Annotated in this window: 26 protein-coding genes; 21 read left to right on the top strand and 5 right to left on the bottom strand. The window is 67.0% G+C overall.

The window, feature by feature from the left end; translation table 11 throughout:
* The first annotated feature begins 47 nt into the window (after positions 1 to 47).
* The 21 genes from cysE (at position 48) to NOM55_RS06640 (ending at position 18832) form a co-directional block, all read left to right on the top strand.
* A complete protein-coding gene (gene cysE, locus NOM55_RS06740) occupies positions 48 to 830 on the top strand; it encodes a serine O-acetyltransferase (protein ID WP_047966649.1) in 783 nt (260 codons plus the stop codon).
* 356 nt (positions 831 to 1186) lie between these two features.
* Positions 1187 to 2029 (top strand): isopenicillin N synthase family oxygenase, encoded by an 843-nt coding sequence (locus tag NOM55_RS06735; protein ID WP_255907983.1) that lies wholly within the window; start codon positions 1187 to 1189, stop codon positions 2027 to 2029.
* 366 nt (positions 2030 to 2395) lie between these two features.
* The gene (locus NOM55_RS06730) at positions 2396 to 2626 is read left to right on the top strand and encodes a DUF2061 domain-containing protein (protein ID WP_255907982.1); all 231 of its coding nucleotides are present in this window, start codon (positions 2396 to 2398) and stop codon (positions 2624 to 2626) included.
* A 106-nt stretch (positions 2627 to 2732) separates the two neighbouring features.
* Positions 2733 to 4886 carry a UvrD-helicase domain-containing protein gene (locus tag NOM55_RS06725; protein WP_255907981.1) on the top strand — a complete coding sequence of 718 codons (2154 nt, stop codon included), beginning with the start codon at positions 2733 to 2735 and terminating at the stop codon, positions 4884 to 4886.
* A 37-nt stretch (positions 4887 to 4923) separates the two neighbouring features.
* The gene (locus NOM55_RS06720; protein WP_047966645.1) at positions 4924 to 6630 is read left to right on the top strand and encodes a tetratricopeptide repeat protein; all 1707 of its coding nucleotides are present in this window, start codon (positions 4924 to 4926) and stop codon (positions 6628 to 6630) included.
* Positions 6582 to 7463 (top strand): hypothetical protein, encoded by an 882-nt coding sequence (locus NOM55_RS06715; protein ID WP_255907980.1) that lies wholly within the window; start codon positions 6582 to 6584, stop codon positions 7461 to 7463. The genes NOM55_RS06720 and NOM55_RS06715 overlap by 49 nt, the downstream gene beginning before the upstream one ends.
* Positions 7464 to 7515: 52 nt before the next feature.
* On the top strand, positions 7516 to 7695 hold the full coding sequence (locus NOM55_RS06710) for a DUF3460 family protein (protein WP_047966672.1): 180 nt from the start codon (positions 7516 to 7518) through the stop codon (positions 7693 to 7695).
* Between the two features lie 64 nt (positions 7696 to 7759).
* On the top strand, positions 7760 to 8425 hold the full coding sequence (locus NOM55_RS06705) for a class I SAM-dependent methyltransferase (RefSeq protein WP_047966643.1): 666 nt from the start codon (positions 7760 to 7762) through the stop codon (positions 8423 to 8425).
* 103 nt (positions 8426 to 8528) lie between these two features.
* On the top strand, positions 8529 to 8933 hold the full coding sequence (locus tag NOM55_RS06700; RefSeq protein WP_255907979.1) for an ExbD/TolR family protein: 405 nt from the start codon (positions 8529 to 8531) through the stop codon (positions 8931 to 8933).
* Positions 8933 to 9787: a cell envelope integrity protein TolA gene (locus tag NOM55_RS06695; protein WP_255907978.1), complete on the top strand. Its 855-nt coding sequence runs from the start codon at positions 8933 to 8935 to the stop codon at positions 9785 to 9787. Before NOM55_RS06700 ends, NOM55_RS06695 begins: the two co-directional genes overlap by 1 nt.
* A 4-nt stretch (positions 9788 to 9791) precedes the next feature.
* Positions 9792 to 11090, top strand: a complete 1299-nt coding sequence (gene tolB / locus NOM55_RS06690) for a Tol-Pal system beta propeller repeat protein TolB (RefSeq protein WP_255907977.1) — start codon at positions 9792 to 9794, stop codon at positions 11088 to 11090.
* Between the two features lie 66 nt (positions 11091 to 11156).
* Complete coding sequence (locus tag NOM55_RS06685) at positions 11157 to 11720, top strand: OmpA family protein (protein ID WP_047966640.1); 564 nt, start codon at positions 11157 to 11159, stop codon at positions 11718 to 11720.
* 61 nt (positions 11721 to 11781) lie between these two features.
* Positions 11782 to 12537, top strand: a complete 756-nt coding sequence (locus NOM55_RS06680; protein ID WP_255907976.1) for a YbgF trimerization domain-containing protein — start codon at positions 11782 to 11784, stop codon at positions 12535 to 12537.
* Between the two features lie 298 nt (positions 12538 to 12835).
* Entirely contained in the window at positions 12836 to 13324 is a 489-nt protein-coding gene (gene purE / locus NOM55_RS06675) for a 5-(carboxyamino)imidazole ribonucleotide mutase (RefSeq protein WP_047966639.1), read from the top strand.
* Between the two features lies 1 nt (position 13325).
* Entirely contained in the window at positions 13326 to 14456 is a 1131-nt protein-coding gene (locus NOM55_RS06670; protein ID WP_255907975.1) for a 5-(carboxyamino)imidazole ribonucleotide synthase, read from the top strand.
* Between the two features lie 48 nt (positions 14457 to 14504).
* On the top strand, positions 14505 to 14915 hold the full coding sequence (locus NOM55_RS06665) for a VOC family protein (protein WP_120810191.1): 411 nt from the start codon (positions 14505 to 14507) through the stop codon (positions 14913 to 14915).
* Between the two features lie 10 nt (positions 14916 to 14925).
* Positions 14926 to 15801, top strand: coding sequence for a phosphoribosylaminoimidazolesuccinocarboxamide synthase (locus NOM55_RS06660; protein WP_255907972.1), 876 nt, complete (start codon positions 14926 to 14928; stop codon positions 15799 to 15801).
* 170 nt (positions 15802 to 15971) lie between these two features.
* Complete coding sequence (locus NOM55_RS06655; protein ID WP_047966636.1) at positions 15972 to 16553, top strand: GNAT family N-acetyltransferase; 582 nt, start codon at positions 15972 to 15974, stop codon at positions 16551 to 16553.
* A 91-nt stretch (positions 16554 to 16644) separates the two neighbouring features.
* Positions 16645 to 17577, top strand: a complete 933-nt coding sequence (locus NOM55_RS06650; RefSeq protein ID WP_255907971.1) for a sodium-dependent bicarbonate transport family permease — start codon at positions 16645 to 16647, stop codon at positions 17575 to 17577.
* A 10-nt stretch (positions 17578 to 17587) separates the two neighbouring features.
* Entirely contained in the window at positions 17588 to 17890 is a 303-nt protein-coding gene (locus NOM55_RS06645) for a hypothetical protein (RefSeq protein ID WP_047966669.1), read from the top strand.
* A gap of 21 nt (positions 17891 to 17911) precedes the next feature.
* Positions 17912 to 18832 carry an alpha/beta hydrolase gene (locus NOM55_RS06640; RefSeq protein ID WP_120810188.1) on the top strand — a complete coding sequence of 307 codons (921 nt, stop codon included), beginning with the start codon at positions 17912 to 17914 and terminating at the stop codon, positions 18830 to 18832.
* Here the strand turns inward: NOM55_RS06640 and NOM55_RS06635 are convergent.
* From NOM55_RS06635 to NOM55_RS06615, 5 genes are all read right to left on the bottom strand, one after another.
* Positions 18821 to 19204 carry a diacylglycerol kinase gene (locus NOM55_RS06635; RefSeq protein WP_120810187.1) on the bottom strand — a complete coding sequence of 128 codons (384 nt, stop codon included), beginning with the start codon at positions 19202 to 19204 and terminating at the stop codon, positions 18821 to 18823. The two genes, NOM55_RS06640 and NOM55_RS06635, sit on opposite strands and share 12 nt — an antisense overlap.
* Entirely contained in the window at positions 19201 to 20220 is a 1020-nt protein-coding gene (locus NOM55_RS06630) for an FAD:protein FMN transferase (RefSeq protein ID WP_255907970.1), read from the bottom strand. Before NOM55_RS06630 ends, NOM55_RS06635 begins: the two co-directional genes overlap by 4 nt.
* A gap of 47 nt (positions 20221 to 20267) precedes the next feature.
* Positions 20268 to 21221, bottom strand: coding sequence for a glutathione synthase (gshB, locus tag NOM55_RS06625; protein ID WP_120810185.1), 954 nt, complete (start codon positions 21219 to 21221; stop codon positions 20268 to 20270).
* Between the two features lie 7 nt (positions 21222 to 21228).
* Positions 21229 to 22512 carry a glutamate--cysteine ligase gene (gene gshA / locus NOM55_RS06620; protein ID WP_047966630.1) on the bottom strand — a complete coding sequence of 428 codons (1284 nt, stop codon included), beginning with the start codon at positions 22510 to 22512 and terminating at the stop codon, positions 21229 to 21231.
* Between the two features lie 173 nt (positions 22513 to 22685).
* A complete protein-coding gene (locus tag NOM55_RS06615; protein WP_120810183.1) occupies positions 22686 to 23630 on the bottom strand; it encodes a carbohydrate kinase family protein in 945 nt (314 codons plus the stop codon).
* Positions 23631 to 23694 lie beyond the last annotated feature (64 nt).

Below are 23694 nucleotides of genomic sequence, written 5' to 3'. Positions count from 1 at the left end.
GGCTGCCGCCACGTTGGCAGGGTGGCAGCAACAGAAAGGCAGTAGAAATGAGCGAAGCAAACCGCGATCCCTTGTGGCTCGCCATCCTGCAGGAAACCGAACAGGCGGTGCGTGACGAGCCGCTGCTGGCCAGCTTCCTGCACATGACGGTATTGCGGCACAGCACGCTGGAAGACGTGCTGGCCTTCCACCTGTCCAGCAAGCTGGCCAGCCCGGTAATGGACGCCCGCGCGCTGCTGGAGCTGTTCCGCGAGGCGCTGGCCGCCGATCCGCAGATCAGCCGCGCGATGCGCGCCGACATCAGCGCCTGCTACGACCGCGATCCGGCCTGCGACCGCTACTCCACGCCGCTGCTGTACTTCAAGGGCTTCCATGCGCTGCAAAGCCAGCGCATCACCCACTGGCTGTGGCAGCAAGACAGAAAGACACTGGCGTATTTCCTGCAAAACCGCATCTCCGAAGTAATGAGCGCCGATATTCACCCGGCGGCGCGCATCGGCGAGGGCGTGATGCTGGATCACGGTACCGGCGTGGTGGTCGGTGAAACCGCGGTGATCGGCAACAACGTGTCCATCCTGCACGGCGTGACGCTGGGCGGTTCCGGCAAGGAGCGCGGCGACCGTCACCCGAAAATCGGTGACGGCGTGATGATCGGCGCCGGTGCTGCGATCCTCGGCAACCTGCGCGTTGGCGAGTGCGCCAAGGTCGGTGCCGGCAGCGTGGTGCTGGACGACGTGCCGCCGCACACCACGGTGGCGGGCGTACCGGCCAAGGTGGTGGCGCAGCTGGGGCCGGGCACCCCGGCACTGGACATGGACCAGCGCGTGTAAGCCGCGTCGCGCAGTCACTCCCGACGGCAAGCCAGGCGGCTTGCCGTTTTTTTTTGTCCTGCTGCGGCGTTGCGTGAACGCCGCCACCGCCAGCGCGGCCAAGGTTGGCCGCAACGCGGAGACCGCGCCGCCGGCGCCTTGCCCGGGCCGCGGCGGGTGAGCGGGCATCAGCGGCGCACTGGCGGCGTGCTATGGTTATGGCATGAATGCTGCAAAATGCGGCGTGACGGGCAACGTAAATGACATTGGTAAATTAAATCGGGTGCTTTCGTGCGCGGGCGTGGCTGTGTAGAATCGGCCGCCGTGTCCCGTCCCGATATTGCCTGACGGTCACTTTCTGCAAGGGAACCCTTCCCATGAATGTACGCGTTGTAGACTACCGCGCCGCCGATGCGGCAGCCCAATTCACCCGCAGCCTGCACGAAACCGGCTTCGGCGTACTGGTCAACCACCCCATCCCGCAGCAGCTGGTGGAAAGCATCTACCGCGACTGGCTGGCCTTCTTCGACAGCGAGCAAAAGCACGACTACGCGTTCTCGGTCGAGAAGCAGGACGGCTACTTCTCCACCGCGATCTCGGAAACCGCCAAGGGCGCGACGCAGAAGGACATCAAGGAATACTTCCATGTCTACCCGTGGGGGCGCATCCCGGCGCAGCTCAAGGCCGACGCGATGCAGTACTACGACACCGCCAACGCGCTGGCGGCCGAGCTGCTGGGCTGGGTGGAGCAGTACACGCCGCCCGCGATTGCGGCCAACTACAGCGAACCGCTGTCCGGCATGATCAAGGGCAGCAACAAGACGCTGCTGCGCGTGCTGCGTTATCCGCCGCTGACCGGCGACGAGCCGGCCGGCTCGCTGCGCGCCGCCGCGCACGGCGACATCAACCTGCTGACCATCCTGCCGGCCGCCAACGAGCCGGGGCTGCAGGTGCAGGACATGGACGGCAACTGGATCGACGTGCCGTGCGACTTCGGCATGCTGATCATCAACATCGGCGACATGCTGCAGGAAGCGTCGCAGGGCTACTACCCGTCCACTCAGCACCGGGTGGTGAACCCGACTGGCGACGGCGCGAGCAAGAGCCGGGTGTCGCTGCCGCTGTTCCTGCACCCGCGCGACGAGGTGGTGCTGTCGGCGCGCTACAGTGCCGGTGCCTACCTCGACGAGCGCCTGCGCGAACTGGGCGTCAAGAGCTGAACGACTGCGGCTTGCGGCCAACCCTGGCCGCCGGCCGAGCGCCGGCACTCCCGCTGTTTGGGTGGCGCGCGTAGCCAACAATGTGGCCGCCGGCCTTGCTGCCTGGCGGCCACGTTTTTTGCCTGTCGTGCACCGGCTGAGCCGCATCCTGTTACCCGCGCATGGCCGACCACGGGCGACGCTGTTTACTGCGGCAATCACCTGCCCCCGCGGTCGCCGCCTTGCCTGCTTGTCTACCTGGCTGCGGGCATGGCATCCCGATCCGGATTTTGGCTATCGATTTGCTAAAAACATTCAATTTTAACTATTGAATGCGACTGGCTATCATCCCCCTGTACCGCATCGCCAGTCAGCCAGGAGGCCATCATGCTCAAGACCATCACTTTCGCCATTTGCCACTTCAGCGTGGCGTTCACGGTGGCCTATCTGCTGACCGGCAGCTTCGGCATCGCCAGCCTGCTGGCCCTGGTCGAGCCGCTGGTGAATACCGTCGCCTACTACTTCCACGAGAAGGCATGGGACGGCATCCGCGCACGGCGGCAGGGCGCACCGGATCGCGTCAGCGAAGGCCGGCACGGCTTTTTTCACGCCCATTGAGCGCGCCGGCGGCGACAAGGTTGGCCGCAATGCGTTGCGGCCAACCTTGTCGGGGCGGGTGGTGGTGTAGAATCGGCGTTTTGCGCGTCACCTCAAAGCCTGCCCCATGAATAACGATCTGCTCGCCGGTCTCAATCCCGAACAACTCTCCGCCGTCACCTGGCCCGCCAAGAGCGCGCTGGTGCTGGCCGGCGCCGGCAGCGGCAAGACGCGGGTGCTGACCACGCGCATCGCCTGGCTGCTGCAGACCGGGCAGACCAGCCCGGCCGGCGTGCTGGCGGTGACCTTTACCAACAAGGCGGCACGCGAGATGCAGACGCGGCTGGCGGCGATGATCCCGGTCAACGTCAAGACGATGTGGATCGGCACCTTCCACGGCCTGTGCAACCGCTTCCTGCGCGTGCACTACCGCGACGCCGGCCTGCCGCAGACCTTCCAGATTCTCGATTCCGGCGACCAGTCGTCGGCGATCAAGCGCCTGCTGAAGAGCCTCGACATCTCCGACGAGAAATTCCCGCCCAAGCAGGTGCAGCAGTTCATCAACGGCCAGAAAGAGTCCGGCGTGCGCGCCGGCGAGCTGTCGGCGCACGACTCGTACACCCGCAAGCTGATCGAGCTGTACGCCGCCTACGACGCGCAGTGCCAGCGTGAAGGCGTGGTCGATTTCGCCGAGCTGCTGCTGCGCAGCTACGAGGTGCTCAGCCGCAACGCCGCGCTGTCCGAGCACTACCGCAACCGCTTCCGCTTCGTGCTGGTCGACGAGTTCCAGGACACCAATCGCCTGCAGTACGCATGGCTGAAGCTCTTGGCCGGGCCGGACAACGCGCTGTTCGCGGTCGGCGACGACGACCAGTCGATCTACGCCTTCCGCGGCGCCGAGGTCGGCAATATGCGCGCGCTGCTGTCCGATTACGGCGTGAGCGGCCCGATCCGGCTGGAGCAGAACTACCGCTCCGCCGGCACCATTCTGGATGCCGCCAACGCGCTGATCGAGCGCAACGACGGTCGTCTCGGCAAGAGCCTGTGGACCGACGCCGGCCCCGGCGACAAGATCCGCCTGTTCGAGGCCTACTCCGACGGCGAGGAGGCACAGTTCATCGTCGACGAGGTCAAGGCGCTCGCGCGCGACGGCTGGAACCTCGCCGACATGGCGGTGCTGTACCGCTCCAACGCGCAGTCGCGCATCCTCGAACACGTGCTGGTACAGAGCGGCGTCGCCTACCGCATCTACGGCGGGCTGCGCTTCTTCGAGCGGCAGGAGATCAAGCACGCGCTGGCCTACCTGCGGCTGGTCGCCAATCCGGAGGACGACAACGCGCTGCTGCGCGTGATCAACGTGCCGGCGCGCGGCATCGGCGCGCGCAGCGTGGAAAACCTGCAGACCGCCAGCCGCGAGCAGGGTGTCAGCCTGTGGCAGGCGCTGTGCGGCGCCGGCGGCGGCCGCACCGCCGGCAAGCTGGCCGAGTTCGTGCGCCTGATCGACAGCCTGCGCCAGCGCTGCGAGGCGCTGAGCCTGGCGGAAACCATCAGCCTGATCATCGACGCTTCCGGCCTGCGCGCGATGTACGAGGCCGACCGCAAGGACGGCGAGGAGCGCCTCGCCAACCTCGACGAACTGGTCAACGCGGCGCTGGGCTTCCTGCCGCAGGAGCCGGCGATGGCGGTGATCGAATTCCTGACCCAGGCCAGCCTGGAGGCCGGCGACCACCAGGCCGACGCCGGCGCCGACGCGCTGCAGCTGATGACGGTGCACGCCGCCAAGGGGCTGGAGTTCGATGCGGTGTTCGTCGGCGGGCTGGAAGAGGGGCTGTTCCCGCACGAGAACAGCATGAACGACGGCAAGGGGCTGGAGGAGGAGCGGCGGCTGATGTACGTGGCGATGACGCGCGCGCGCAAGCGGCTGTACCTGTCCTGCGCGCAAAGCCGCATGCTGCACGGCCAGAGCCGCTACCCGATCCGCTCGCGCTTTGTCGACGAGCTGCCGGCCGAGCTGTTGCAGACTTTGTCTGCTACCGTGAAAAAGACGGCGGCACCGGCGCGCGACGGCTACGCGCAGGGCCGCATCGCGGCGGCGCCGCTGGCGGCCAACCTTGGCGGCTGGAAGATGGGTCAGGGCCTGCACCACACCAAGTTCGGCGACGGGGTGGTGATCAATGCCGAGGGCGCCGGCGACGATGTGCGCCTGCAGATCAATTTTGCCGAGCACGGCATCAAGTGGCTGGATTTGCGTTACGCCAAAGACAAACTCAGCGCGCAGTAAGCGCTGTCCGCCACGGCGGCAAAGGGGAATTCAGAGCATGAGCGAGCAGCCGATCCACTCCTCGACCTTCAACGCCATCACCAGCGTGCAGAAAAGCCGGCATCACAAGGAATACAGCAATCCTTACGCCAAGAAGCAGTTCCTGATCGTCGACAGCGTGCCGGAGATGCAGCGCGCGCTGGCGATGACGCTGGCGTCGTTCGGCGCCGAGAAGGTGGAGTACGCCGGCAAGGCCAGCGATGCGCTGGTGAAGCTGATGCGCTACGACTTCGACGTGGTGCTGTGCGATTTCGACCTCGGCACCGGCAACGACGGCCTGTACCTGCTGGAGGAGGCGAAGGAACGCAACCTGCTGAAGCAGTCCTGCGTGTTCATGATCGTCAGCGGCGAGCGCCGCGCGGCGAAGGTGATCTCCGCCGCCGAGCTGGTGCCGGACGACTACCTGCTGAAGCCCTTCACCGGCGAGGTGCTGGCCGAGCGGCTGGAGCGCGCGATGCGCCGCCGCGACGCCTTCCGTTTCGTCGACGAGGCGCTGATGAACCACGAGTACCTGGCCGCCATCGACGCCTGCAACAAGAAGATCGGCGAGCGCAGCGAGTTCACCCTCGACTTCATGAAGCTGAAGGGCAGCCTGAGCCTGAAGATCGGCGACTACGACACCGCGCGTGCGCTGTACGAGCAGGTGCTGAAGATCCGCGAACTGCCGTGGGCGCAGCTGGGCATGGCCAAGTCGCTGGCCTCGCTGAAGCAGGTGGAGCCGGCGCTGGCAATGTTTCACCACATCGTGATGGAAAACGAGCACGTGATGGAGGCCTACGACTGGCTGGCGCGGCTGTACCAGGGCAACCACGAGCTGGCGCAGGCGCAGCAGGTGCTCAAGCGTGCCACCGAGCTGTCGCCGGCGACGGTGCGCCGCCACAAGGCGCTGGCCGAGGTGGCGCTGGAAAACGGCGACCTGGCGCAGGCGAAGGACGCCTACGGCACCACGCTGGAGCTGTCCAAGGCCAGCTGGCACCGCAACCCGGTACTGTACGCGACGCTGGCGCGCACGCAGCTGGCCTGCGGCGAGAAGGGCGAGGCGATGAAGACGCTGGCCTCGCTGCGCCGCGACTACAAGTACAAGCCGGAAGGCGAGTGGATGGCTGACGTGCTCGACAGCCAGATCCAGCAGCACAGCGGCAACAAGCAGCAGGCGGAAAAGCTGTTGCAGTCCGCCGCCGAGCGCCTGCCGCAGCTGGACAAGCTGTCGGCCGAGGAAAAGATGGAGTTCGCGCGCACCTGTTACGCGCAGGGGCAGAAGGTGCTCGGCGACGGCGTCGCCAGCCAGCTGATCCGCAACAACCACGACAACGAGCTGCTGCTGCAGCGGCTGTCGACCATGTTCGACCAGCTGGGCATGGCCGACGCCGGCGCCGACCTGATCATGCACAACGTGCAGGGCATGGTCGACCTCAACAACAAGGCGGTGCGCGAGGCGCAGGCCGGCGAGCACGACAAGGCGATCGCCATGTTCCAGCAGGCGCTGCAGGAGATGCCGGACAGCATCCAGCTGATGCTGAACCTGGTCAACGCCGTCATCGCCCAGGTACACCTCAAGGGCTGGCATGAAAGCCATGTGCGCCAGGCTTACGACTACCTGCAGAAGGTGCGGCAGGTGGCGCCGACCAACAACAAGCTGCAGAAGCTGATGCAGGCGTGGCGGCTGCTGATCGAGCAGCACGACAAGCGGGAGTTCCTGCTCTGAGCGCGCCGCTGGCCAGGGTTGGCCGCAGCCTGCAGCTGGCGCTGCTGCTGCTGGGCTGGCTGGCGCTGCTGCTCAGCAGCGGCTTTCTGGCGCTGGAAGCCAGCCGCGCCGATGCCGAGCAGGCACTGCAGCGGCAGGCGCAGCAGCAGTCGGCGCTGCTGACGCGCGACCTCTTGCAGCTGCATCAGCATCTGCTGGAGCTGGCGCAGCAGTTCGCCACCACCCCCGGCGAGCAGATCCCGGCGTGGCAGGCGGGCATGGTGCTGCAGCGCTTTCCGGCGCTGGAGCGGGTGGCGCTGCTGCGCGACAGCGAGGACGGCCTGCTGGTGACGCAGGTGGTGCCGCTGCGCCTCGGGGCCGGCGTGGTGCCGTGGCAGGATCTGGCGCGGCAGCCGGCGGTGGCGGCCAACCTTGGCCGTCTGCGCCAGGGCCAGCCGCAGGTGCAGATGCTGCAGGGCGAGGGCGAGCAGGCGCAGCTGCTGAGCATCTACCCGCTGGCGCGCGCCGGCGACCGGCGTTTCATCGCGCTGTGGCTGCGGCCGCAGCGCTGGCTGCCGCCGCTGGCGGAGCCGGATATCGGCCGCGCGCTGCAGCTGATGGGCGATGCGCACCCGGCGGTGGCGTGGCCGGCGATGCTGCAGGTGCGCGAGGTGGTGATCGTCGGCGAGCAGCGCTACTGGCTCAGCCTGCAGCGGCCGCTGCGCGGCAGCGATTTCCGCATTTCGCTGTGGCTGCCGCTGCTGCTGGTGTGGCTGCTGCTGCTGGGCCTGCTGCTGGTTGGCGCGCTGTTCCGCTGGCGGCTGGCGCGCGGCCTTTCCCTCGCCGACAGCTGAAAGCGGCGCGGTTTTGCAGTACAATCAGGGCATCATTTTCCGGGGTCATACCATGTACCAGTCCGAATTCACCCAATTCATGAACGATTTCCTGGCGAAAAACCCGCAGGTAGAGAGCGAACGCCGCGAGCTGCGCCTGACCTGGTGGGATCGCAAGCTGGATCTGGAGGACCTGCGTCGCTGGAACGCGTCCAAGGTGCCGCAAAAGCCGTACGTGTACCAGCCGGACTGAGCATCACGCCCGCCGTATCGCCGACCAACGCCCGCAAGGGCGTTGTGCTTTTCTGGAGTAAAGCATGACCCGCACGACCATCGCCGTTGACGACCAGCTTGCCGCCTACCTGCTGCAGATCGGCGTCACCGAGCACCCGGTGCAGACCGCGCTGCGCGAGTTCACCGCCACCCACCGCATGGCCAAGATGCAGATCTCGCCGGAGCAGGGGCAGTTCCTCGCCTGGCTGGTCAAGCTGCTCGGCGTGCGCCGCTACCTGGAGATCGGCGTGTTCACCGGCTACAGCGCGCTGACCGTGGCGCTGGCCATGGGCGAGCAGGGCCGTACCGTGGCCTGCGACATGAGCGTCGAATTCACCACCATCGCCCGCGACTACTGGCGCCAGGCCGGGGTCGAGGACAGCATCGCGCTCTACGTGCAGCCGGCGGTGCAGACCTTGCAGATGCTGCTGGACGACGGTCAGGCCGGCAGCTTCGACCTCGCCTTCATCGACGCCGACAAGACCAGCTACCCGCAGTACTATGAAGCCTGCCTGCAGCTGGTGCGCCCCGGCGGCGTGATCGCGGTCGACAATATTTTCCTGAACGGTCGCGTGGTCAGTCCCAAGCCGGGTGACCCGCCGGCAGTACGGGCGATGCAGGCCTTCAATGCCAGCCTGAAACACGACCCGCGGGTGGTGATGTCGGTGCTGCCGATCGGCGACGGCATGACCCTGCTTACCCGCCGCTGATGCCGGCGCCGCGGAACCGATGCGGTGCCGCGGCGGTCTGTCATTATCCGTTTCTCCGGCGGCCCGCCGTGCCGGCCGCCCCCTCTAGCCACAGGAATGCCCGATGCTGCAGCGACGCCCGCGCCGAATGATGAACCAGATGAACGTCGTGCCCTATATCGACGTGATGCTGGTGCTGCTGGTGATCTTCATGGTGACGGCGCCGATGTTCACCCCCGGCGTGATCGAGGTACCCAGCGTCACCCGCGCGGCGCAGGTGGACAGCACGCCGCTGGAAATCAGCATCGAGGCCGACGGCCGCTACCTGCTGGGCGAGGGCGGCAAGCGCGCGCCTGCGGCCAACCTTGACGTGCTGGTGGCCGAGGTCAAGGCGCGGCTGCGCGACAATCGCCCGGTGGTGGTCACCGCGCACCGCGATCTCAAGTACAGCGAGGTGGTGAAGGTGGCCGACCGCCTGCACCAGGCCGGCATCACCCGCGTCGCGCTGACGGTACGGCAGGGCAACTGATGTCGCCGCAGACTGGCGCCATCGGTTACGGCGCGTGGGGCATGTCGCTGCTGCTGCATCTGGCGCTGCTGCTGCCATTGTGGTGGCTGTATGCGCCGACGCCGGTGTACACGCCGCCACCGCTGGCCGTGGAGCTGTGGGCCGGCGGTGCGCCGGCGGCTCCGGCCCCTGCGCCGAAAGTGCGTGCCGCCCCGCCGGCCGCGCCGCTGGCACAGGCCGCCACCCCTTTGCTGGCCGATGCCGACATCAAGCTGAAGGCCAGCCGCCCGCTGCCGCAGCACAAAGCGCCGCCGCCCCCGGTGGCCACGGAAAAACCGCAGACCAAGCCGAAACCGGCGGAAAAAGTGCCAGAGAAGGTGCCGGAGAAGGCTGCCAAGGCGGCGCCTGCGCCAGCCAAGGCCAGCGTGCCCACTGCCAAGCCGGCCACCAAGACCGCGAGCAAGCCGGCGCCAAGCGCCGCGGACAACGATCTGCTGGCGGAGCTGGACCTGCCGCCCGGCCCCGGCAATGCCAAACAGAGCCAGCGCGGCGGCCAGGGCGGCGTTGCCGGCGGCAGCAGCCACGGCGTGGCCGACGCCAAGGCGCTGTACGCGCAGACGCTGAGCAACCGCGTGCGCCCCTACGTGCTCATCCCCGATACGCTGAAGGGTAATCCGGAGGTGGTGCTGCAGATCGAGATCCTGCCGTCGCTGGAAGTGCGCCAGATCCGCCTGCTGCGCAGTAGCGGCAACAGCCTGTACGATGAGGCGGTGCAAGCCGCCGTGCGCGAGATGCGCCGTTTCCCGCCGCTGCCCAAGGGTGCGGCGTTTGCCGACTACCGGCGCGTGACCATGTCTTTCCGTCCTAAGGAGTAATGCCTTGTCCGCCACCGTCTCCGGCTTCTGGCCGCGCCTGTTTGCCCTGCTGCTGCTGAGCATGACCGCTGCGGCCAACCTTGCCCGCGCCGACCTCAGCGTGGAAGTGATCGGTGGCGGCAGTAACCGCTACCCGGTGGCGATCGTGCCGCTGCAGGGCGAGAGCCTGCTGCCGGAGGCGATCACCGCAACGGTGAAGAGCGATCTGGTGATGACCGGCGCCTTCAGCCTGCTGGAAACCGCTGCCGGCGACGCGCTGGCGGCACCGGCACAGCTGAACGCCGCGGCGTGGCAGCAGCGCGGCGCGCGCGCGGTGGTGTACGGCAAGCTGGTCAGCCTCGGCGGCGGGCGGGTGCGGCTGACGTTCTGGGCCGACACCGTCAGCCCGCGCGAACAGAAGTTGAGCGCGGAATTCGATCTGGCGCCGGAGCAGCTGCGCGACATGGCGCACCGCATGGCGGACATGGTGTACGAGGCGCTGCTGGGCGAGAAGAGCCTGTTCTCCAGCCGTATCGCCTACATCACCCAGAGCGGCAAGGAATACCGGCTGCAGATCGCCGACATGGACGGCCGCCGTGCGCAGACGGTGCTGCGCTCGCGCCTGCCGATCATGTCGCCGGCGTGGAGCCCGGACGGCACGCGGCTGGCTTATGTCTCCTTCGAGCAGCAAAAACCGGTGATCTACGTGCAGGACCTGGTCAGCGGCCAGCGTCGCGTGCTGGCCAATTTCCGCGGCAGCAACTCGGCGCCGGTGTGGAGCCCGGACGGGCGGCGGCTGGCGGTGGTGCTGACCACCAGCGGCAACTCGCAGGTGTACCTGATCAATGCCGACGGCGGTGGCGTGCAGCGTTTTTCCTATAGCGACGCCATCGACACCGAGCCGGCGTTCAGCCCGGACGGCCGCCAGATCGTGTTCGTGTCCGACCGCAGCGGCAGCCCGCAGCTGTACGTGCAGGCGCTGGACGGCGGCCGCAACGCCCGTCGTGTTACCTTCGAGGGGAACTATAACGTGTCGCCGACATTCTCTCCCGATGGGCGCCAGATCGCCTACGTCCGGCGCGAAGGCGGCCGTTTCAAGGTGATGCTGCTCGATCTGGCCAGCGGCGACAACCGCCTGATCAGCAACAGCGCCTTCGACGAATCGCCAAGCTTCGCCCCCAACGGCAAGATGGTGCTGTACGCCAGCGAGGAGGGCGGCCGCAGCGTGCTGTACGCCGCCGCCACCGCCTATCCCGGCCGCGTACGGCTGGGCACCCTCGGCGGCCAGGTGCAGGATCCGGCCTGGGGGCCATTCAATCCTTGATGCGCTGCCGGCGGTACGCGCATCATGTTGCCAGTTAATCCATCCCATCCGATGCAGGAGAGCCGAATGAAACAATCACCGTTTATCGTCGCCATTGCGGCGGCACTGCTGGCCGCGTGTGCCAGCACCCCGGCGCCGGTCGTCAGCAACCCGCCGGCCGCCACCGTGCCGAGCACGCCGAGCGTGGCCACCGTCGATGTCACCGGCAGCGAGCCGGCACTGCAGGGCGGCAAGGTTAGCGCCGCACAGCTGGCGGCCGCGGTGAAGGCGGCGCCGGACCAGCGCAGCGCGCAGGCGCTGCTCAACGGTCACAGCGTGTACTTCGACTTCGACCAGTCGGTGGTGAAGGACGACCAGCGCGGCGTGGTGGAAGGCAATGCCGCCTTCCTCAACCGCTTCAGCAGCAAGGTGCTGGTGCAGGGCAATACCGACGCCCGCGGCAGCCGCGAGTACAACCTGGCGCTGGGCCAGCGCCGTGCCGAAAGCGTGAAGCAGTCGCTGGAAGTGCTGGGCGTGAAGCCGGCGCAGATCGAGGCGGTCAGCTTCGGCAAGGAAAAACCGCGTGCCGAGGGTGACAGCGAAGCGGCCAACGCCGAAAACCGCCGCGCCGACTTCGTCTACCCGCAGTAATGTGTTGACCCGGTTGCGGGATGGCACGATGCCGTCCCGCGCTGTTTTTCAGGATGCCACCATGAGCTTGCCCCGCCTGTTGCCCGTTGCCGCCCTCTGCCTGCTGCTGGGCGCCTGTGCCACCACCAGCGATATCGAACAGACCCGCCGCGAACTGGACGCCGCCAAGCAGCAGACCAGCGCGCGGCTGACCGAGGTCGAGGCGCGGCTGTCCAACGAGCGGCTGCTGGACCTGGTCAAGGAAGTGGCCACCCTGCGCAGCGAAATGGCGGCACTGCGCGGCCAGAACGAGATGCTGCAGCACCAGCAGGGCGAAACGCTGAAGCGGCAGAACGACCTGTACGCCGATCTCGACCTGCGCCTGGGCAAGCTGGAGCAGCCGGCCAGTAACCCGGCGGCAAGTGGCGAGGCGGAGGCTGGCGCCAGCCCGGCGGCACCGCTGGTCAGCCCGGCGCAGGATGCGCTGAACAAGGCACTGGCGACGCTGCGCAACCGCGAGTTTGCCCGCGCGGTGCCGGAGCTGAAGGCGGTGATGGACAAGTTCCCGGCCAATAGCGAGGCGCAGGAAGCCAGCTACTGGCTGGGGGTGGCGCACACCTACCTCAAGCAGTACGACGCCGCCATCGATATCCACCGCCGCTTTGCCGAGCAGTACCCGGCACACGTGCGGGCGCCGGAGGCGCTGCGGCTGATGGCGGAAAACCAGATCGAGCTGCAGCAGAAGGACCAGGCCAAGGTCACCCTGCGCAAGCTGCTCAAGCAGTACCCGGACAGCGCGGCGGCGAGCAAGGCGCGCGAGCGGCTGGCAAAACTGTAGGAACCTGTTCACGATCTGCTGCGCTTCGGCGATACGGCGTTGAAAACACCTTCGGAATGCTCATTTACGACTTGTAAACTCCGCTTCCTCAGCCGTTTTCGCCTTGTCTCGCTCTAGCTCGCGCGATCGTGAACACGTTCTAACGTGCCGGCTTGCCGGCGCACCGAAAACGTCAAAAGCGGCCGCCGGCCGCTTTTTTTGTGGCGCCGGTGCGGGCGCCGGCTGCAAGTCAACTCGGCAAGCCCTTGCCGAATCAGGTAAAATCGCGTTTTTCCCCTCCTTGATGGAACCCGCCTCCATGATCGAAGTTGGCATCGTGATGGGTAGCAACAGCGACTGGGAAGTCATGCAGAACGCCGCGCGCGTGCTGAAGGACTTCGGTGTCGCGTTCGAAACCCGCGTCGTCTCCGCGCACCGCACTCCCGACCTGCTGTTCCAGTACGCCGAAGAAGCCGAAGCGCGTGGCCTGAAGGCCATCATCGCCGGCGCCGGCGGTGCCGCGCACCTGCCGGGCATGCTGGCCGCCAAGACCCACGTTCCGGTGCTGGGTGTACCGGTGCCGTCCAAATACCTGCGCGGCGAAGATTCGCTGCTGTCCATCGTGCAGATGCCGAAGGGCATCCCGGTGGCCACCTTCGCCATCGGCGAAGCCGGTGCCGCCAATGCCGCGCTGTTCGCGGTGGCGATGCTGGGCAATGCGCAGCCGGAACTGGCGGCCAAGCTGAAGGCCTTCCGCAAGCAACAGGAACAGACCGTGCTGGCGATGAGCCTGCCGGAGGTGGACTGACATGGCGGCCATCCTGCCCCCGGCGATGCTGGGCATACTCGGCGGCGGCCAGCTGGGCCGCATGTTCGTTACCGCCGCCAAGCGCATGGGCTATCGCGTCACCGTGCTGGACCCGGACGCGAACGCGCCGGCCGCCGACTTTGCCGACGTGCACCTGTGCGCGCCGTTCAATGACGCCGCTGCACTGCAAACGTTGGCCGCAAGCTGCGCCGCGGTAACCACCGAATTCGAGAACGTCAACGCCGACGCGATGCGCGCGTTGGCGAAAACCACGCGCGTGTCGCCGTCCGGCGACTGCGTGGCCATCGCCCAGGACCGCATCGCCGAAAAGAGCTGGATCAACAAGGCCGGCCTGCCGACCGCACCGTATCTGGCCATCGAAAGCGTCGCCGACATCCAGGTCGAGCTGGCGCCCTACCTGCCGGGCATCCTCAAGACCGCGCGTCTCGGTTACGACGGCAAGGGCCAGGTGCGGGTCAAGACCGCCGACGAAGCCCGCGCCGCCTACGCCGACCTCGGCGGCCAGGCCTGCGTGCTGGAAAAGATGCTGGACCTGAAACTGGAAGTGTCCGCCATCGTCACCCGCGTAAGCGCGGCGCAGGTGGCGGTGTTCCCGGTGTCGGAAAACATCCACAAGAACGGCATCCTCGACGAATCGATTGTGCCGGCGCGCATCAGCCCGACCTTGGCCGCACAGGCGCAGGATTACGCGGTGAAGCTGGCCGAGGCGCTGGACTACATCGGCGTGCTGGCGGTGGAATTCTTCGTGCTCGCCGACGACAGCCTGGTGGTCAACGAGATCGCGCCGCGGCCGCACAACTCCGGCCACTACACCATCGACGCCTGTGTCACTGACCAGTACCAGCAGCAGGTGCGCGCCATGTGCGGCCTGTTGCCGGGCCGTACCGAGCTGCTGTCGCCGGTGGTGATGGTCAACCTGCTGGGCGATGTGTGGCGCGAGGACGGCGGCGAGCCGCTGTGGGACGTGCTGATGGAAGCACCGAACGCCCACCTGCACCTGTACGGCAAGAAAGAGGCGCGTGCCGGCCGCAAGATGGGGCACTTCACCGTGCTCGCGGCCAACGTCGACGACGCGCTGGACCAGGCGCGCGCGCTGAAGGATACCTTGTAAGAAATCAGGTGGTGCCGATAAGGCATCGCCTTTTTCATGAGTCGATGCATGACGCTGCAAGGTTTGAATCACCTGACTCTGGCAGTAAGCGATCTGGAGCGTGCCTGGCAGTTCTATACCGCCGTGCTGGGCGCGAAACCGGAGGCTCGTTGGGCTGCTGGCGGCTACCTGACGCTGGGTGGACTGTGGCTGTGCCTGTCGCGGGATGACTGGCAGGGGCCGCCGCAGGCTGGCTATACCCATTATGCGTTTGGTGTTGCCGAGGCGCAGTTTTCGCTGTGGGTGGCGCGCCTTCAGCGTGCCGGAGTCCATTGCTGGCGTGATAACCGCAGCGAGGGCGAGTCGTTTTATTTTCTCGACCCGGATGGCCACCAGCTGGAGCTACATGTGGGCTCACTCGCCAGCCGTCTGGCGGCATGCAGGATACGTCCCTATCAGGACATGCAGTTTTTTGATTGAAGGAATTACCATGACCGCAACCAATACCACTCTCACCAGCCTGAAGAAAATCTATTCCGGCAAGGTGCGCGATCTGTACGAGATCGACGACAAGCGCATGCTGATGATCGCCTCCGACCGCCTGTCGGCGTTCGACGTGATCCTGGACGACCCGATCCCGGGCAAGGGCCAGATCCTGACCGCGATCTCCAACTTCTGGTTCGAGACGCTGAAGGACGTGGTGCCCAACCACCTGACCGGCGACAAGCCGGAAGACGTGGTGTCGGCGGCGGATCTGCCGCTGGTGGCCGGCCGCGGCGTGGTGGCCAAGCGCCTGAAGCCGGTGATGATCGAGGCCGTGGTACGCGGCTACCTGGCCGGCTCCGGCTGGAAGGAATACCAGAAGTCCGGCACCGTGTGCGGCATCGCGCTGCCAGCCGGGCTGAAGGAATCCAGCAAGCTGCCGCAGCCGATCTTCACGCCGTCGACCAAGGCGGCGGTGGGCGATCACGACGAGAACATCACCTTCGCGCAGTGCGAGGCCATCGTCGGCGCCGAGCTGGCAGCCAAGGTACGCGACACCGCCATCCTGCTGTACCAGACCGCGTCCGAATTCGCTGCCCGCCGCGGCATCATCATCTGCGACACCAAGTTCGAATTCGGCCTCGACGAAGACGGCACCCTGACGCTGATGGACGAGGCGCTGACGCCGGATTCCAGCCGTTTCTGGCCGGCCGACAGCTATGCCGAAGGCACCAATCCGCCGTCGTTCGACAAGCAGTTCGTGCGCGACTGGCTGGAAGCCTCCGGCTGGAACAAGCAGGCGCCGGCCCCGGCCGTGCCGCTGGACGTGCGCGAGAAGACCGCCGCCAAGTACCGCGAAGCGCTGGAAAAACTGACCGGCTAAGGCTGGCATCTGCCCGCTTGCCGCTGAACGCCCGTACCCCCGGTACGGGCGTTTGCCTATGCCACCTGCGCCACGGATGCGGGGCGGCGCCGGCAATGGCATACTGACGCACTTTCGGCGGCCTGCGGCCAACCTTGTTCCCCATTTCTTGCGTTTTCCGGAGTACTGACATGCCAACCACCCAGCCATCGCTCAGCACCGCGCGTCTGCACCTGTTGCCGGCGGAAAGTGCGTGGGCGCGTGCCATGCTGGATTACCAGGTGCGCAACCGCGAGCATTTCGCGCCATGGGACCCGACCCCGGGCGGGATGTTCTACACCGAGCTGTTCTGGGCGATGCGCATGCGCCAGCGCGAAATGGACTGGAAGGAAAGCCGCGGCGCGCTGTTCCTGGTGATGCCGGAGAAGGAAGCCGGCCGCGTGATCGGCACCGTCAGCCTGTCCAATATCAGCCGCGGCGTGTTCCAGGGCTGCCATCTGGGCTACAACATCGATCACGCACACCAGGGCCAGGGGCTGATGCGCGAGGCGGTGGAGGCGGTGATCGCCTTTGCCTTCGGCACGCTGAAGCTGCACCGGGTGCAGGCCAACTACCAGCCGGAGAACGAGCGCAGCGCTGCGCTCTTGAAGCGGCTCGGCTTCCAGATCGAGGGCCACGCCCGCGACTACCTGTTCCTTAACGGCGCCTGGCGCGACCACGTGCTGACCGCGCTGATCAACCGCAACTACGATCACACCCCGCTGCAGGCCTGAGCGCCGGCACGAAACTTCCCTTTCTCTGCCTTGTCCAGCTGACGCCGCCGTCAGCCGGACGGCAGGATCACGAGCCAATGAAAGGAGTGAGATGACACTGGATCCGGTTGTACTGTTTTTCCTGCTGGGGCTGTTCGCGGCCCTGGCGCGTTCCGAGCTGAAGCTGCCGCCGGCCCTGTACGAGACGCTGTCGGTGTTCCTGCTGCTGGCCATCGGCCTGAAGGGCGGCGTGGCGCTGGCGAAAACGGGCAGCCCGCAGGTGCTGCTGCAGGTGCTGCTGGTGATCCTGCTGGGCACGCTGCTGACGCTGCTCGCTTTCGGCATCCTGCGCTGGCGCCTGAACCGTGCCGATGCGGCGGCCACCGCCGCCCACTACGGTTCGGTTAGCGTGGTGACCTTCGCGGTCGCCGCCAGCTTCCTCGCGCGGCAGGGCATCGAGGCCGAGCCGCAACTGACGCTGTTCCTGGCGGTGATGGAGATGCCGGCGCTGGTGGTGGGGGTGTTGCTGGCGCGGCTGGGCGACGGGCAGCAGCTGCGCTGGGGGCAGCTGGCGCACGAGGTGTTCCTCGGCAAGAGCATGGTGCTGTTGCTCGGTGGGCTGGTGATCGGCTGGCTGGCCGGACCGACGGGTATCGTCAGCCTGTCGCCGCTGTACGTCGACCTGTTCAAGCCGGTGCTGTCGCTGTTCCTGCTGGAGATGGGGCTGCTGACGGCGGCCAAGCTCGGCGGCTTGCGGCGCCAGGGTGGCTTCGTGGTGCTGTTCGGGCTGCTGGTGCCGCTCGGCTTTGCCTGCATCGGACTTGGCAGCGCCTACGCCATGGGGCTGTCGGCGGGCGGGGCGCTGCTGCTGGCGACCCTGTGCGCCTCGTCTTCCTATATCGCCGCCCCGGCCGCGATGCGTATTGCGGTGCCCGAGGCCAATCCGGCGCTGTCGCTGGCGGCCAGCCTGGGGGTGACCTTTCCGTTCAACCTGCTGTTCGGTATCCCTTTGTACTGGATGCTGACACAATGGCTGTATGCCTGAGGAGCGTGTGATGACCTTTCATGCCAAGAAACTGTTGACCATCGTCACCGAGGCGGTGCTGGAAGCGCCGCTGGTGAAAGTGCTGCAGCAGCTCGGCGCCCACGGCTATACCGTCAGCGATGCCCGTGGTGGCGGCAGCCACGGCGTGCAGGGCGGCGGCTGGTCGTTCGAGGGCAATATCCGCGTTGACGTGGTATGCGATACGGCGGTGGCGGAGGCGATTGCCGCGCATTGCCAGCAGGCCTACCTGCCGCACTACGGCCTGATCCTCTACGTGTCCGATGTCGGTGTGCTGCGTGCCGACAAGTTCTGATTCCCGCTTGCAGGGTGTGCGATGAAGCCTTTTCAGCTGACGGCCAGCGATGGTCACGTGATCCACGGTGTGTCTTGGCCGACGCAGCAGGCGCCGCGCGGCGTGCTGGTGATTGCCCACGGCATGAGCGAGCACGCCGAGCGCTACGACGTGCTGGCCGGGCGGCTGGCGGCCGCCGGTTACTGGGTCTACGCCCACAACCACCGCGGCCACGGCCGCGAGGCGCCGCTGCCGGGCTGGTTCGCCGCGCACGACGGCTGGTCGTTGGTGGTCGATGACCTGCGCGAGGTGGTCGATCATGCCGCGGCGGCACATCCGCAGACCCCGCTGGTGCTGTACGGCCACAGCATGGGCAGCTTCGTGGCGCGCGCCTTTTTCCTGCGCTACGGCCAGCGCCTGTCCGGCATGGTGCTGTCCGCCACCGGCTATCGCCAGCGGGTGCTGGCACGGCTGATGCGCGGCGTGGCAAGGTTGGCCGCAAGGCTGGGCGGCGCCGCCAGCCCCAGCAGGCTGATGACGGCGCTGGTGTTCGGCAGCTTCAATCTCGGCTTCATGCCGACGCGCACCACGCTGGACTGGCTGTCGCGCGATGCGGCGCAGGTGGACGCCTATCTCGCCGATCCGCTGTGCGGCCAGTTTCCGACACCGCAGCTGTGGATCGACCTGTTCGGCGGCATCATCGCGCTGGAGCAGGGCGAGGCCGCCGGGCGCGGCCTGCACGATTGCCCGGTGTGGCTGCAGGCCGGCAGCCGCGATCCGGTCAGCCTCGGCAAGTTCGGCCTCGGCCAGCTGGCGCGGCGCTACCGCAAGGCCGGGCTGCGCGACGTGACGGTGACGGTGTATCCCGGCGCCCGCCACGAGATGCACCACGAGACCAACCGCGCCGAGTTCGAGGCCGATCTGCTGGCCTGGCTCAACCGCGTCTGCCGTTCAGCCAAATAGCACCAGTCCCCAGACCAGTAGCAGGTTGACGAGGCCGAGCAGCTGCGCCGCGCTGCCCATGTCCTTGGCGCGCTTGGCCAGCGGGTGGCGTTCCAGCGAGGTGTGGTCCACCGCCGCCTCGATCGCGGAATTGAGCAGCTCGATGATCAGCGTGGCGATGGAGCTGGCCACCAGCAGCGCGCGTGCCAGCGGCGTGGCGTCGACCACGAACAGCGCCAGCGGCACCAGCAGCAGCGCCAGCAGCGACAGCTGGCGGAAGGCGTCCTCGTGGCGGAAGGCGGCGCGCAGGCCGTCCAGCGAGTAGCCGAAGGCATTCAGCAGGCGGCGTACGCCGGTCTTGCCCTTGAACGGGCTTTCTTGATGCGGTGTCATCCGTTTCCTGTTTCGGTAATGCTGTCCGGCGCTACGCGCCAGTGCAGCCGTGCGGCCAGCGCGGGGTCCAGCCACGCGCGGCCCTGTCCGTCGATCAGCAGCCAGCCGGCCACGCCCAGCGCGCGCGCATGGCGTGCGGCCAACCCTGGCCCGTCCAGATACAGCGGTTTGCTGGCGACGTCGGAGCGCAGCCCGGCATCGCTTGCCGGCGCGATCAGCACCGTCGCCGACTGCTGGCGGCAGTCGCTGTTGCCGTCGCGCGGGTCGATCAGGTGGCAATGGCGGCGACCGTCGCGCAGCACATGGCGCTGGTAGTCGCCGGAGGTACCGATCGCCTCGCCGTCGTACAGCGGCAGCGTCGCCATCGCCTCGTTGCGGCGCGGGTGGCGGATGCCGACCTGCCACGGCGTGCCGTCGGCTTTCTGCCCCAGCGCCATGATATTGCCGCCAATATTAAGCAACGCTGAACGGATGCCGGCGGCCTGCAATTGCCGCCGCGCGCGATCCAGCGCCCAGCCCTTGGCCATGCCGCCGACGTCGACCTGCACCGTGCGCTTGTCGCTGCGCACCTCGCCGTCGGCGCTGATGTGCAGGTCGCGCAGCCGCGGCCGGCTCGCAACCAGTGCCTGCATCGCCGTCATGTCCACGGCCGTGCTGGCCGGCGTGTCCTGGTGAAAGCCCCACAGTGCCACCAGCCGGCCGATCGCCGGCGAGAACAGCCCGTCGCTGCGCGCCTCCAGCACCTGTCCGCTGCGCAGCAGTTCCAGCAGCTCCGGCGACGGCCGGTACGGCTGGCCGGCGGCGAGGGCGTGGTTCAGGCGGCCGGCGTCGCTGTCCGGCTGCCACGGGTGCAGCAGCCGGTGCAGGCGGTCCAGCTCGGCCAGCACCGCGGCGGCGGCCTGCTGTGCCTGCTGCGGTGTGGCGGCGTTGAGCTTCAGCTCGACACGGGTGCCGAACACGTAGCTTTCCTGCTGCCACGGCGGTGGCGGCTCGCTGCAGGCGGCAAGGCCGGACATGACAAGGGCGGCCAGCGCCGCCCTTGTGGTGAAGCAGGTTGGCCGCATCAGCGCCGTTCCGTCACCGCGCGTTCCAGCGCATCGATGAACAGGCCGGCGACGTCGATGTCGCTGTGGTTCATGATTTCACGGAAACATGTCGGGCTGGTGACGTTGACCTCGGTCAGGTAGTTGCCGATCACGTCCAGCCCGGCCAGCAGGATGCCGCGCCGTTTCAGCTCCGGCGCCAGCCCCTCGGCGATCTCGCGGTCGCGCGCGCTCAGCGGCCGCACTTCGCCACGGCCGCCGGCGGCGAGGTTGCCGCGGTTGTCGCCGCCCTGCGGGATGCGCGCCAGGCAGTAGTCGACCGGCACGCCGTCGATCACCAGGATGCGCTTGTCGCCGTCGCGGATTTCCGGGATGTAGCGCTGCGCCATGATGGTGCGCTGGCCCTGTTCGGACAGGGTTTCGATGATCACGTTCAGGTTCGGGTCGTCCGGCCGCGCGCGGAAGATGCTGCTGCCACCCATGCCGTCCAGCGGCTTGAGGATGGCGTCGTGGTGCTGGCGCACGAAGGCCAGCAGCCGCGACGGCTGCGAGGTGACCAGCGTCGGTGCGGTGAACTCGGCAAAGTTGAGGATGGCCAGCTTCTCGTTGAAGTCGCGCAGCGCCTGGCCCTTGTTGAACACGCGCGCACCCTCGGCCTCGGCCAGCGTCAGCAGCTGGGTGGCGTACAGGTATTCCAGGTCGAACGGCGGGTCCTTGCGCATCACCACCGCGCTGAACGAATTCAGCGGCAGGCGCTGCCCGTCGCTGGCGCGGAACCAGTCCTTGCCGTCCTTGCCGGTGAGGCTGACGCTGACGACGTCGGCCTGGATGCGGCCGCCCTCGATGGCGATGTCGCGCGCCTCGCAGAAGTAGATCGCGTGCTGGCGTGCCGCCGCCGCTTCCATCATCGCGAAGGTGCTGTCTTTCTTGATCTTGAAGCCGGCCAGCGGGTCGGCAATGAACAGGATTTTCATTCGGGCCTCACTCGGCGTCAGGGTCGGTCGCTTCCAGCTCCAGCGCGGCGGCCAGCATCGCCAGCCGTGCGATCACGCCGTAGGCGTAGAAGCGGTTGGGGGCGTCGTTCGGCGCCGCCTTGTGGTCGGGCAGGCAGTGCTCTTCGAACGACAGCGGCACGAACTGCATGCCGGGGGCGTTGAGGTTCTCGTCGACGCCGCGCCCGGTGTGCACGCGGTAGAAGCCGCCGATCACGTAGCGGTCCATCATGTACACCACCGGCTCGGCGACGCCGTCGTTGACGCATTCGAAGGTGTACACCCCTTCCTGCACGATGACTTCGTTGACTTCCAGTCCTTCCTTCACCACCGCCATCTTGTTGCGCGCCTTGCGGTTGAGGCCGCGTACCTCGTCGCCGCTCTTCACGCTCATGATGCCCATGCCGTAGGTGCCGGCGTCGGCCTTCACGATCACGTAGGGCTCGTGGCTGATGCCGTACTCGCGGTACTTGATGCGGATTTTTTCCAGCATCTGTTCCACCAGCTCGGCCAGCTGGTCCTCGCCCTGGCGCGACTGGAAGTCGAGGCCCTTGGCGGCGAAGAAGTAGGGGTTGATCAGCCACGGGTCGATCGACAGCATCTGCGCGAAGTCGGCGACCACCTTGTCGTAGGCGGCAAAGTGGTTGGTCTTGCGCCGCACCGCCCAGCCGGCGTGCAGCGGCGGCAGCAGGTTCTGTTCGATGTTCTTCAGGATGTCGGGCAGGCCGGCGGAGAGGTCGTTGTTGAGCAGCACGATGCAGGGGCTGAAACCGTCGGCCAGCACCACGCGGTTGCCGCGCCGCTCCAGCGGCTCGACGGTGATGATGTCGCCGTTGGCGGCAGTCAGCTGCGTCGGTTCGGTGATTTCAGGGTTCAGCGAGCCCAGGCGCACCTTCAGTCCGGCCTGCTGGAAAATGTGCACCAGCGCCGCCACGTTCTGCAGGTAGTAGGTGTTGCGGGTGTGGTTTTCCGGGATCAGCAGGATGCTCTTGGCCTCCGGACAGGCTCGCTCCACCGCGCTCTGCGCCGCCTGCACCGCCAGCGGCAGGAAGTCAGGATTCAGATTGTTGAAGCCGCCGGGAAAGAGGTTCATGTCCACCGGAGCCAGCTTGAAACCGCTGTTGCGCAGGTCAACCGAGCCGTAGAACGGGGCGGCATGGTTGTTCCACTGCTTGCGGAACCAGTGCTCGATGTGCGGCTGTGCCGCCAGGATGCGGCTTTCCAGTTCCAGTAACGGTCCGGTGAGTGCCGTGGTCAGGTGCGGTACAGTCATGAATCCCTCTCTTGCCCGTCAATCGATGAGTGTCAGTTTAACTGCAGGATGGTGGGGTCGCGACAGGGCTTATTCAAGTCAAAATGCAAACAGGCCGGCAAATGCCGTCGCCTGCGGCAGTTGCCGGCCTGCCATCGCGCCGATGGTCGCCAGTCGGATTCAGCGCGGGCGGCTTACAGCGGCCACGGTTCGTTATAGGCCTGCTGGTACAGCGCGCGCAGTTTTTCCCAGTCGAAAAAGTGGTTCTGCGGGCCGTGGCTGGTGACCTTGATCGCGCCGATGACATTGGCGAGGCGGCCGGTGGTTTTCCAGTCCAGCCCCTGCTTGATGCCGTACAGCAGGCCGGCGCGGAAGGCGTCGCCGCAGCCCATCGGATCGAGCGGCTTGATCGGCATCTGCACCCGCGGAATCAGGTGGATGGTGTCATCGGCGTAGATCTCGGCGCCCTTGGAGCCGCGGGTGACGATCAGCGCCTCGACCTTGCCGGCCAGCACTTCCACCGGCAGCCCGGCGCGTTCGCGCATCAGCTCGCTCTCGTAGTCGTTGATGGCGACATAGCTGGCCAGTTCCACGATCTCGTTCAGTTCCTCGCGCGACAACAGCGGCAGCTCCTGACCGGGGTCGAAGATGAACGGGATGCCGGCCTCGTGCAGCTCGCGGGTGTGCTGCAGGAAGGCGGCGTGGCCGCCAGGCGATACAATCGCCACCTCGATGCGCTGTGGCACGTCGGCGATGTGGTTGACGGTGGCGTGGTCCATGGCGCCGGGATGGAAGGCCATCAGCTGGTTGCCATCCTTGTCGGCGATGCCGAAGCACTGCGAGGTGTACTGGCCGCGGATGGTGCGGATGAAGCGGTCGTCGACGCCGGCGCGCTTCAGGTGCTGGCGGTAGGGCTCGAAGTCCTCGCCCACCGCGCCCATCACCAGCGGCGTCTCGCCGAGCAGGCACAGGCTGTAGGCGATGTTGCCGGCCGGGCCGCCAAACTCGCGGCGCATGGTCGGCACCTTGAAGGTGGTCGAGATCTTGTGCAGCTGATCGGGCAGAATATGGTTATCGAAGCGGTCTTCGAAATTGAACAGCGTGTCGTAGGCTAGCGCCCCGCAAACGAGAATGGACATGGCCCGTGCGTCAACAGAAGGGGAATCGACCATTCTATCACGAAGCCGCGGCCGTGCCGCGCTG

Source organism: Vogesella sp. AC12 (assembly GCF_024437575.1).
GTDB classification, from domain to species: domain Bacteria; phylum Pseudomonadota; class Gammaproteobacteria; order Burkholderiales; family Chromobacteriaceae; genus Vogesella; species Vogesella indigofera.
This window is presented reverse-complemented; position numbering and strand designations above follow the sequence as displayed.

Excerpts from the sequence above, each read along its gene's own strand:
- NOM55_RS06665 (WP_120810191.1), top strand. The coding sequence starts at position 14,505 with ATGACGCTGCAAGGTTTGAATCACCTGACTCTGGCAGTAAGCGATCTG.
- gshA (WP_047966630.1), bottom strand. The coding sequence starts at position 22,512 with ATGACTGTACCGCACCTGACCACGGCACTCACCGGACCGTTACTGGAA.
- NOM55_RS06640 (WP_120810188.1), top strand. The coding sequence starts at position 17,912 with ATGAAGCCTTTTCAGCTGACGGCCAGCGATGGTCACGTGATCCACGGT.
- cysE (WP_047966649.1), top strand. The coding sequence starts at position 48 with ATGAGCGAAGCAAACCGCGATCCCTTGTGGCTCGCCATCCTGCAGGAA.
- NOM55_RS06645 (WP_047966669.1), top strand. The coding sequence starts at position 17,588 with ATGACCTTTCATGCCAAGAAACTGTTGACCATCGTCACCGAGGCGGTG.
- NOM55_RS06685 (WP_047966640.1), top strand. The coding sequence starts at position 11,157 with ATGAAACAATCACCGTTTATCGTCGCCATTGCGGCGGCACTGCTGGCC.
- gshB (WP_120810185.1), bottom strand. The coding sequence starts at position 21,221 with ATGAAAATCCTGTTCATTGCCGACCCGCTGGCCGGCTTCAAGATCAAG.
- NOM55_RS06655 (WP_047966636.1), top strand. The coding sequence starts at position 15,972 with ATGCCAACCACCCAGCCATCGCTCAGCACCGCGCGTCTGCACCTGTTG.
- NOM55_RS06615 (WP_120810183.1), bottom strand. The coding sequence starts at position 23,630 with ATGTCCATTCTCGTTTGCGGGGCGCTAGCCTACGACACGCTGTTCAAT.
- purE (WP_047966639.1), top strand. The coding sequence starts at position 12,836 with ATGATCGAAGTTGGCATCGTGATGGGTAGCAACAGCGACTGGGAAGTC.
- NOM55_RS06630 (WP_255907970.1), bottom strand. The coding sequence starts at position 20,220 with ATGTCCGGCCTTGCCGCCTGCAGCGAGCCGCCACCGCCGTGGCAGCAG.
- NOM55_RS06735 (WP_255907983.1), top strand. The coding sequence starts at position 1,187 with ATGAATGTACGCGTTGTAGACTACCGCGCCGCCGATGCGGCAGCCCAA.
- NOM55_RS06730 (WP_255907982.1), top strand. The coding sequence starts at position 2,396 with ATGCTCAAGACCATCACTTTCGCCATTTGCCACTTCAGCGTGGCGTTC.
- NOM55_RS06680 (WP_255907976.1), top strand. The coding sequence starts at position 11,782 with ATGAGCTTGCCCCGCCTGTTGCCCGTTGCCGCCCTCTGCCTGCTGCTG.
- NOM55_RS06710 (WP_047966672.1), top strand. The coding sequence starts at position 7,516 with ATGTACCAGTCCGAATTCACCCAATTCATGAACGATTTCCTGGCGAAA.
- NOM55_RS06695 (WP_255907978.1), top strand. The coding sequence starts at position 8,933 with ATGTCGCCGCAGACTGGCGCCATCGGTTACGGCGCGTGGGGCATGTCG.
- NOM55_RS06670 (WP_255907975.1), top strand. The coding sequence starts at position 13,326 with ATGGCGGCCATCCTGCCCCCGGCGATGCTGGGCATACTCGGCGGCGGC.
- NOM55_RS06705 (WP_047966643.1), top strand. The coding sequence starts at position 7,760 with ATGACCCGCACGACCATCGCCGTTGACGACCAGCTTGCCGCCTACCTG.
- NOM55_RS06660 (WP_255907972.1), top strand. The coding sequence starts at position 14,926 with ATGACCGCAACCAATACCACTCTCACCAGCCTGAAGAAAATCTATTCC.
- NOM55_RS06650 (WP_255907971.1), top strand. The coding sequence starts at position 16,645 with ATGACACTGGATCCGGTTGTACTGTTTTTCCTGCTGGGGCTGTTCGCG.
- NOM55_RS06720 (WP_047966645.1), top strand. The coding sequence starts at position 4,924 with ATGAGCGAGCAGCCGATCCACTCCTCGACCTTCAACGCCATCACCAGC.
- NOM55_RS06725 (WP_255907981.1), top strand. The coding sequence starts at position 2,733 with ATGAATAACGATCTGCTCGCCGGTCTCAATCCCGAACAACTCTCCGCC.
- NOM55_RS06700 (WP_255907979.1), top strand. The coding sequence starts at position 8,529 with ATGCTGCAGCGACGCCCGCGCCGAATGATGAACCAGATGAACGTCGTG.
- NOM55_RS06635 (WP_120810187.1), bottom strand. The coding sequence starts at position 19,204 with ATGACACCGCATCAAGAAAGCCCGTTCAAGGGCAAGACCGGCGTACGC.